This window comes from Ruegeria sp. YKSD179 (genome assembly GCF_059612885.1).
Genome location: NZ_JBXWRL010000093.1, coordinates 1 through 9,219, shown reverse-complemented (window position 1 = coordinate 9,219; position 9,219 = coordinate 1). Strand labels below are relative to the sequence as shown.

The following is a 9,219-nucleotide window of genomic DNA, read 5'->3' as shown; positions in this document are numbered from 1 at the left end:
GTCAAACGCGGCGGCGGGTCCGAACAATTCTTTGATCAGCTCAAGCATAAGATCCAACGCGGCACTTGCACCTCCACAAGTCAAAATATTGCCGGACTTAACAAAACGCGCATTTGAGACACTCACGTTGGGAAACGCCTCCTGAAATGCATCCAGTTCCTGCCAGTGAATCGTGGCATTGTGTCCGTCCAGGACGCCGGCCTCAGCCAATAACCACGCAGCAGTGTCCAAGGCTATCACGCGCTTTGCTTTGCGGGCTGCCTTTCTCAGTTTCGCGACCATTTGCCTGGTGATGTGCTCGCGAACATGATACCCGGCGGTAATCACAAGAGTACCGCTGGTCACTTCTGGGTCGAAAGGTCTATCAGGCGACACCCGTAATCTGGATGAGCTTTGTATTGTTTCGCCACCCAGGGTCGTAACTTCCCAATCCAAGTCTGCTGTGGTTGATCGTAGCCGAACGTCACGCAGCGGCTCTAGCGCGCTTGCTAGCACCATGTTGGAGAAACCCTCTAAAAGCAGAAATTCAAACTGTTCCGACATTGATGGCAAGAAATGTGAATATTTTGACGATAAAAGTATCGAGACTTTGCTAGGAAAAAAAGTAGCGTATTTCAACTTGTCTTCAGCAGCTCGCGGAATAATTCCGCGTATTTTGCCAAAACTCTTATGCCAAGGAGCAACCAGATGCCTCTGGAAATGAACCGCGATGTTTTTATCACTTGTGCAGTCACGGGTTCAGGCAGCACGCAGGATAGGTCTCCTCATGTTCCGCGTAGCCCTGAGCAGATTGCTAACTCGGCCATAGAAGCTGCAAGGGCAGGCGCTGCGATCGTGCATTGCCACGTTCGTGATCCGGAAACCGGCACGCCCAGCCGGGACCCTGCTATGTTCCGTGAGGTGACGGAACGTATCCGGGACGCCGATGTTGACGTGGTTTTGAACCTGACGGCCGGAATGGGCGGGGACATCGTTTTTGGGCCGACCGAGTCTCCATTGCCAGTGAACGAGTCCGGTACAGATATGGCTGGCGCCACCGAGCGCATGGCGCATATCGCTGAATGTCTACCGGAAATTTGCACTTTGGATTGCGGTACGATGAACTTTGCCGAAGCTGATTACGTTATGACCAACACACCCGGCATGTTGCGAGCGATGGGCCAGATGATGACTGACTTGGGGGTCAAACCTGAGATCGAAGCCTTTGACACTGGCCACCTTTGGTTTGCCAAACAGCTTGTGAAGGAAGGCGTTCTAGATAGTCCGGCCCTCGTACAGCTGTGCATGGGCGTTCCCTGGGGCGCGCCGAATGACCTCAACACATTTATGGCGATGGTCAATAACGTACCGGACGACTGGGTTTGGTCCGCATTCTCCTTGGGGCGTGATCAGATGCCTTATGCGGCGCAGGCAGTGCTTGCAGGCGGCAACGTGCGCGTTGGATTGGAGGATAACTTGTTTCTAGAAAAGGGAGTTTTGGCGACCAACGGGCAGCTTGTCGAACGGGCGAAGGGAATTATCGAGAGCATGGGAGCCCGAATTGTCGGGCCGCAGGACGTGCGGGAAAAACTTGGCCTGACAAAGCGCGCACCGGTGACACGATGAGCGGCTTGGCGAAAAAGGCAGCAATTGTCGGCGGTGGCGTTATCGGTGGTGGTTGGGTCGCCCGATTTTTGCTTAACGGTTGGGATGTTTCGGTTTTTGACCCTGATCCACAGGCTGAACGCAAGATCGGTGAAGTTCTGGCCAACGCTCGCAGAGCGTTGCCGTCGCTTTATGACAAAGCATTGCCTCCCGAAGGGAAGCTGACCTTTTGTGACACCCTGGCCGATGCACTGGCAGGGAGCACTTGGGTTCAGGAAAGCGTACCCGAAAGGCTAGACCTTAAGCATAAAATTCACGCCCAAATTCATGAGCTTGCACCTGCTGAAGCAGTGATTGGATCATCAACTTCGGGTTTCAAACCGTCCGAACTGAACGAACACGGATCCCGTGTAGTAGTCGCGCACCCATTTAACCCGGTCTATCTGTTGCCACTGGTTGAATTGGTAGGGGACGGCGACATCTGCGCACGAGCAGCGAGTGTTTTGCGGTCATTGGGCATGTATCCATTGATTGTTCGCAAGGAAATCGACGCCCATATTGCTGATCGACTGCTCGAAGCAGTTTGGCGGGAAGGGCTTTGGTTGATCAAAGACGGGATTTGTACCACCGAAGAATTGGACGAAGCAATCCGTATGGGTTTTGGCCTACGATGGGCACAAATGGGCTTATTCGAAACATATCGCGTTGCCGGTGGCGAAGCGGGTATGAAACACTTCCTGGCTCAATTCGGCCCGGCGCTTGAATGGCCATGGACCAAGCTGATGGATGTGCCAGAATTGTCGGATGACCTTGTAGATCTGATTGCCGAACAATCGGACGCGCAATCCGGCCACATGTCTATCCGCGAACTGGAACGGCTGCGCGATGACAACCTTATCGGAATGATGCGCGCGTTGAAAAAATCTGGCAGCGGAGCAGGTGGTGTGCTGAACGCACATGAGGCAACTTTACCTGACCCAGACGCCACCGATCTACCAGTTACCGTTGATCGTGTAATCCCGCACAGTTGGACTGATTACAACGGCCACATGAATGAGGCTTATTACGTCGAAGCATCAGGATTGGCCACAGATAGGTTCATGGAAATGATAGGTGCAGATGCTGATTACGTGGCTGGCGGCAACAGCTATTTCACGGTTGAAAATCATGTCTGTTACCTGTCTGAATTGCTCGCTGGCGACCGATTGACGGTGACGACGCAGGTGCTAAATGGCGACGGCAAGAAATTGCATCTGTTTCATAAGTTGCATGGGCCACGCGGCGAAGTCGCGGCAACAGTCGAGACTCTGTTGCTGCATATCGACTTGAATTCCCGCAAGACTTCGCTTCCGCTGGAACAGGTCGCGCACAAGTTGACCTCCTATGCAAAACAGCATGCCGATTTGCCTGAACCTGAAGGTGTCGGGCGTTCGATCGGTAAAAGGGATTAACAATCAAAATCCTCGGGGATTGCCATTACACAGGTTCAGTGCGAGGTGAAAAGATAGCGATTCCAAGTTTGCGTTCATCAAGAAGACGTTATTTGGCCCGGAGCTCAAAAAAACAGATTATGCAGGTCGGGGCCAGACAAGTTGACCCGATTTCTATATCTTTCGATCCGGAACCCTTTTCAGAAACGGATCTCCTTATATGAGCCGACCCACGCGAACTGAAACGCAGCTCTTGGAAAGCCGTGCGCTTACAATCGGAATGGTGGGAAATCTATTCATGGCGATGGCTGGGATAGTCGCAGCCTATCTTTCCAATTCACAAGCTGTGCTCATGGACGGGCTTTTTTCGTTTATTGGGTTTACTGCGGCTTTTCTAGGTAAACGCGTGACCCGGAATGCTCAGCGCAAAGCAGACAAGTACAGACCGTTTGGTTACGCAAGTGACGAGGCGATTTTCAAAACGTTCCGTTCCCTGTCCCTTTTAGGTCTTGTTATTTTTGCGATGACCAGCGCAATTCTAAACATTGTCGGATACCTGAATGGTGAGCCTCAACGGCAGTTAATTTTTGCGCCGATGTTAGTCTACTTTGCGCTTGTTGGAATGACCTGTTTGATTCTTTGGTCGTTTCACCGTAGGGCATGGATCAAGTCGGGCAAGCAAAGCGACGTGCTTCAACTTGAACAAAAGGCCGCCGCCTTTGATGCGTTGATTACCGGTTCAGCGGCAGTCGGCCTTTTGGGTATTCACGCGTTTAGAGATTGGGTTTTGGCTCCGATCGCCCCCATTGGAGATTCAATTATTGTTCTGTTACTGTGTTTGTCTGTGACACTTCAGTATTACCGCGACTTCATAGCCGGGTTGGGAGAGTTGGCTGGTGTAACAGCCAGCCCGCAGTATATCGCCTCTGCTCGTCGGGCGATACGAGAATCCCTTAGAACCGATGGGGGTTCGTTGGTGGATTTATCTATCTCCAAACTCGGCCGATACTTTACGGTTATGGTGTACTACGATCCGCAGCGGCAAATCTCGGCGGCACAAATTGACGATCTTACCCGGCAGTTGCAGGCCGACATAGCGAAGCTTTTTGAGCATTCCGAGGTTTTCGTTGTTGTGTCGCAACATGGACGTGTTCTTAGCCCGGGTTAAAGCGCCCGATGCAGCAGTAAGGACTTGCAGGCTGGGTTCCGAGATCGGACAAAACAATTTTTGGTTAGCAAAAGTATGATTACTTGCTATGGACCCTAACACGGGGATGAATGTCGATTCACCGCCTTTTCCTTTCGCTTGGACACCGTCGTAATGGTTTCCGATGTTGAACGCAGACCGCAAATTCCTTAGCGGGTCTGATGGCTAAAACACGTGTGATAAAGAGATACGATGCAAGACTCTGATTTTCTGATTTCCCTATTCCAGACAGCAGTACAGGCCGCCGATCCACTTACCTCGCTCGGGGCGCACATGCCGGCGCCGCCCAAAGGGCGCACAATTGTAATTGGTGCTGGCAAAGGAGCCGCTCAGCTCGCCCAGGCATTTGAAACATTGTGGCAAGGTCCTTTGTCGGGTGCTGTCGTTACCCGTTACGGTTATGGCGCGGAGTGCCAGCAGATCGAAGTTCTGGAGGCATCGCACCCAGTACCAGACCAAGCAGGTTTAAAGGCCAGCCAAATCCTTATGCAAAATCTCACTGACCTGACTCCAGACGATCTGGTAGTCGCATTGATCTGTGGAGGAGGCTCTTCTCTGCTACCCTGTCCACCAGACGGACTCGAGCTGCAAGATGAACAGTTGTTGAACTCGGCCCTTTTAGCGTCTGGGGCGCCTATTTCGGTGATGAATGCCATTCGCAAACACGTCAGCGGTATCAAAGGGGGCCGTCTGGCTAAAATGGCGCATCCCGCTCGTGTTGTATCACTGATTGTTTCGGACGTTCCTGGCGACGATCCAGCGCAGGTTGCATCGGGCCCAACAGTTCCGGATTCCATCGGTCGCAAGGATGCACTGGGTTTAATCGCTGATCATCACATAAGCCTTCCGGACAGGTTACTGAAACATCTTCAATCTGTTAAAGCCGATGCACCTGCTCCGGATGATCCTCGTTTTGATCAAAACGTTGTCCAAGTAATTGCATCCGCAGGATTGTCTTTGGATGCCGCGGCTCAAGAGGCAGAAAACCAAGGTATTCCCGCCGTAATCCTTTCGGACGCGATCGAGGGCGAAGCGCGGGATGTCGCACGTGTTCACGCAGCAATTGCGCGCGAGGTTGCCAAAAAGAACAGGCCGTTCCAAAAACCCGTGGTTATTTTGTCAGGTGGCGAGACTACTGTCACTTTGCGCGGCAAGGGCAGGGGTGGACGCAACACAGAATTTCTGTTGGCGCTTGCGCAGGAGTTAGACGGAATTGAAGGAATTTCCGCCTTGGCCGCGGACACAGATGGCATCGACGGTTCAGAGGATAACGCCGGAGCATTCGTTGACGGGACCAGCTGTGCCCGAATGCGCGCTGCAGGGCGAAACCCCGCCGCGGATCTGGCGGCAAATGACGCGTTCTCTGCGTTTGAGGCTATCGGAGATTTGTTTTCGCCGGGACCAACTGGAACAAATGTTAACGACTTTCGCGCCATTCTCATTCGCTGAAGAACGATCGTAGGAGATTTTTCAAAACCTTCACAGCCAAACGCAAATATCGATCGCTTGGTGCCACCTTCAGAATTTTTACAGTTCGGTTTTGTTGACAATCCAGTTGGATTCGTGGTTGTTAGCGATAACAAAATTTGGGTATCGCAGGCACTCTATGCTGCAGCGACGATTCCAACTGTATTCTGCTGGGAATTTCGCCAAGGAGGCAAAAATGACCGTAAAGGTTGCCATTAATGGATTTGGACGTATTGGCCGATGTGTATTGCGGGCTCTGGTAGAGGCTGGGCGCAACGATGTTGCGGTCGTTGCCGTTAACGATCTTGGGCCAGTTGAAACGAACGCACACTTGTTGAAATACGATAGTGTTCATGGCCGTCTAAATGCAGACATTCGTGTAGACGGAAACACCATGCTGGTTGGCGGGCGTGAGATTCGTGTAAGCGCGGAACGCGACCCTTCAAAGCTTGAATGGGACGATGTCGACGTGGCGCTGGAATGCACTGGCATATTCACGAAAAGAGAAGCCGCAGCGAAACATCTGGAGAACGGTTCAAAAAAGGTTCTGGTTTCCGCGCCAGCCAGTGGCGCAGACAAGACCATAGTGTTTGGCGTAAATCACAAAAGCCTGACTGGTGACGATGTCGTCGTGTCTAATGCAAGCTGCACGACCAATTGTTTGTCTCCGGTCGCCAAAGTGTTGGACGACGTGTTCGGAATTGAAACCGGATATATGACGACGATCCATTCCTACACTGGTGATCAGCCGACCTTGGACACCATTCACAAAGACCTGTACCGCGCTCGCGCAGCTGCTATGTCTATGATCCCCACTTCGACTGGAGCTGCCCGAGCTGTCGGGGAAGTTCTACCGCAGCTAAAAGGGCGGCTGGATGGTTCCGCCATTAGGGTTCCAACACCGAATGTATCAGCAGTAGATTTGTGTTTTATGCCCAAACGCAGCGCGACGGTTGACGAAGTAAATGATGCCATTCGAAATGCTGCGGGTGGAGAGATGGCGGACGTCCTAGCGGTAACCGATGAACCTTTGGTGTCCAGCGATTTCAATCACGACTCGCATTCGTCGATCTTTGCGATCGACCAAACTCGATTGACCGATGGCGGGATGATGCGTGTTCTCAGCTGGTATGACAACGAGTGGGGATTTTCAAACCGTATGCTGGATACGGCTTGTGCAATGGATTCTGCACGCTGATTGATCAAAACCAGTTTTCGGGAAGTGCGGACAGATCAAACAAGGTGCTCTGTCCGCCGAAACACTGAAACTTTCAGTCAGGCCGTTTCGTTCAATGTCGTCTTCAACCACGACCCCAAATCTGCAATTTGCGCTTTCGACATGCGAAGGCCCAACTTACTGCGCCGCCATAAAATATCGTCGACTTCTCGAACATACTCATTAGTAATCAACCAGTTGACTTCCCGTTCGGTCAGCGTTGCCCCAAAGTTCCGGCCTAGGTCCACTATGTCTGAGCTATCTTCAAGTATCTCCATAGCTTCGGTTCCGTAGGCTTTAACCATGCGAGTGGCCCATCGCTCATCGAGAAATGAGAATTTTTCGCGAAGCTGCGTTATCAACTTAGACACGTCGTCGACGGGGAAATCTCCTCCCGGCAATGGAACACCTGCCGTCCATGGTCCGGGAATATCTGGTATCTGAGATGCAATCTCTTCCATCGCGCTTTCTGCAAGACGCCGATAGGTCGTGATCTTACCGCCAAAAACGTTCAGCGCAGGTGCACCCCGACTAAGGTCGACCTTTAGCACGTAATCCCGGGTAGCTGCCGTCGCGCTGCCTGCACCGTCATCGAAGAGCGGGCGAACTCCCGAATATGTCCAAACCACGTCATCAACTTTGATTGGATCGGCAAGATACTGGTTTATAAAGCCAATCAGATAGTCACGCTCTTCCGGAGTGCATTCCGGTTTGATCGAAGCGTCATTGTGATCCGCGTCAGTTGTTCCAATCAGGGTGAAGTCAGTTTCGTATGGAATTGCGAAAATTATTCGGCCGTCGGTTCCTTGAAAGAAGTAACACTTATCATGGTCGAACAAGCGCCTCGTTACTATGTGGCTACCGCGAACCAGGCGAACGCCATCTTGAGTATTGGTTTTTAATGTCCCGCGTAACACGTCCCCAACCCAGGGCCCTGCCGCGTTTACAACCATTCTTGCGGATAGTTCGGTGACCTCTCCGGTCTCCTTATTTTCGGTTTGCACATGCCAAACTCCATCAACAACATCGGCAGAGATACATTTTTCCCTCGGCAGTATTTCCGCTCCGCGTTGTTCCGCATCCCGCGCGTTCAGGACCACCAACCGAGAATCTTCTACCCAACAATCTGAATATTCAAACGCTTGTTCAAAATGCGGCTTAAGGGGTTTTCCTTCCGGGCCGGAAGTCAAATCAAGACTGGTTGTACCCGGAAGTATTTTTCGACCGCCCAAATGGTCGTACATAAACAAACCTAGTCGAATTAGCCATGCAGGGCGGCGACCTTTCATCCACGGCATGACAAAACTCAGCAGCCGCGATGTAGGCGTGGTTGAGTCAAAGCGCATACTGTGATGGTAGGGCAAAACAAAGCGCATCGGCCACGAGATATGGGGCATCGCCTGCAAAAGGGTTTCTCGCTCAATCAAAGATTCGCGGACTAGACGAAACTCAAAATACTCAAGATATCTCAGTCCACCGTGAAACAGCTTGGTCGAAGAAGCCGAGGTCGCAGAGCCAATATCGTTCATTTCGACCAGGCAGACACTTAGCCCGCGCCCTGCGGCGTCTCGGGCAATGCCGCAGCCATTGATTCCACCACCGATTACGAGAAGGTCATAGGTTTGTGACATCTTGTGGCTCCTACGCTTTGCACTAGCGGGCCACTGGTAAATGTCAAAAAACGCGCCCAAATAGAAGAAAAATATTTTCGTTTATGCTCTTTTTGTAGAAACATCTGAAATAAATGAGGAAATCATCTAAGCGAACCCGAGAATATTTAGCATTTTGGCAATTTCTAACGTTAAACGAACATCATCGTTTGCGATTCCATTTCATTTGACACTATCTTCTTGAAACTGGCTTTTCAGGCGCGAGCGATGGTGCAAACACTTAGAAAACCCGAAATCATCAATATTGCCCGTCGTGAAGGCAAGGTAACCGTTGAAGGACTGGTTTCATATTTTGGCGTAACTCCGCAGACAATTCGCCGCGATTTGACAGAGTTGGCAGAGTCCGGGGAATTGGAACGTGTGCACGGCGGTGCAGTATTGCCTTCAAACACCGTTAACATTGGATACGCCGAGCGTAGAAAATTAAACCAAGCGCCCAAAGTTGATATTGCGCGTAACTGCGTGAAGCATATTCCCAATGACTGCTCGCTGTTCTTGAATATAGGGACAACAACAGAAGCAATCGCTGCCGAACTGTTCAATCACACCGGATTGCTTGTGGTGACGAACAACCTCAACATTGCAGTAATATTATCCGGCCATCCTACGATTGAGGTGGTTGTTGCAGGGGGGCACTTGCGAAAC

8 protein-coding genes are annotated in these 9,219 nt (G+C 51.5%); 6 read left to right on the top strand and 2 right to left on the bottom strand.

Translation table 11 applies throughout. The features are described 5' to 3' along the window. Nucleotides 1–543: AraC family transcriptional regulator (locus tag AC2FNE_RS23870; RefSeq protein ID WP_496806480.1), on the bottom strand; the 543-nt coding region annotated here is incomplete at its 3' end. Between the two features lie 144 nt (nt 544–687). On the opposite strand from AC2FNE_RS23870, the gene bcoG reads away from it, so the two are divergent. The 5 genes from bcoG to gap all read left to right on the top strand — a co-directional run bounded on the left by bcoG (nt 688) and on the right by gap (nt 6,886). Further along, a complete protein-coding gene (gene bcoG / locus AC2FNE_RS23865) occupies nt 688–1,605 on the top strand; it encodes a 3-dehydrocarnitine:acetyl-CoA trimethylamine transferase BcoG (protein ID WP_170605734.1) in 918 nt (305 codons plus the stop codon). Then, a complete protein-coding gene (locus AC2FNE_RS23860) occupies nt 1,602–3,035 on the top strand; it encodes a carnitine 3-dehydrogenase (protein WP_496806479.1) in 1,434 nt (477 codons plus the stop codon). The genes bcoG and AC2FNE_RS23860 overlap by 4 nt, the downstream gene beginning before the upstream one ends. A 199-nt stretch (nt 3,036–3,234) precedes the next feature. Then, nucleotides 3,235–4,182: a cation efflux transmembrane domain-containing protein gene (locus tag AC2FNE_RS23855; RefSeq protein WP_496806478.1), complete on the top strand. Its 948-nt coding sequence runs from the start codon at nt 3,235–3,237 to the stop codon at nt 4,180–4,182. Nucleotides 4,183–4,413: 231 nt separating this feature from the next. Beyond that, nucleotides 4,414–5,670 (top strand): glycerate kinase type-2 family protein, encoded by a 1,257-nt coding sequence (locus AC2FNE_RS23850; protein WP_170605433.1) that lies wholly within the window; start codon nt 4,414–4,416, stop codon nt 5,668–5,670. A gap of 214 nt (nt 5,671–5,884) precedes the next feature. After that, nucleotides 5,885–6,886, top strand: coding sequence for a type I glyceraldehyde-3-phosphate dehydrogenase (gene gap / locus AC2FNE_RS23845; RefSeq protein WP_170605431.1), 1,002 nt, complete (start codon nt 5,885–5,887; stop codon nt 6,884–6,886). Between the two features lie 77 nt (nt 6,887–6,963). On the opposite strand, the gene glpD is transcribed toward gap, so the two are convergent. Then, the gene (gene glpD, locus AC2FNE_RS23840; RefSeq protein ID WP_496806477.1) at nt 6,964–8,535 is read right to left on the bottom strand and encodes a glycerol-3-phosphate dehydrogenase; all 1,572 of its coding nucleotides are present in this window, start codon (nt 8,533–8,535) and stop codon (nt 6,964–6,966) included. A 246-nt stretch (nt 8,536–8,781) separates the two neighbouring features. On the opposite strand from glpD, the gene AC2FNE_RS23835 reads away from it, so the two are divergent. Beyond that, nucleotides 8,782–9,219 (top strand): DeoR/GlpR family DNA-binding transcription regulator (locus AC2FNE_RS23835; RefSeq protein WP_496806476.1); only part of this gene is annotated, 438 nt, incomplete at its 3' end.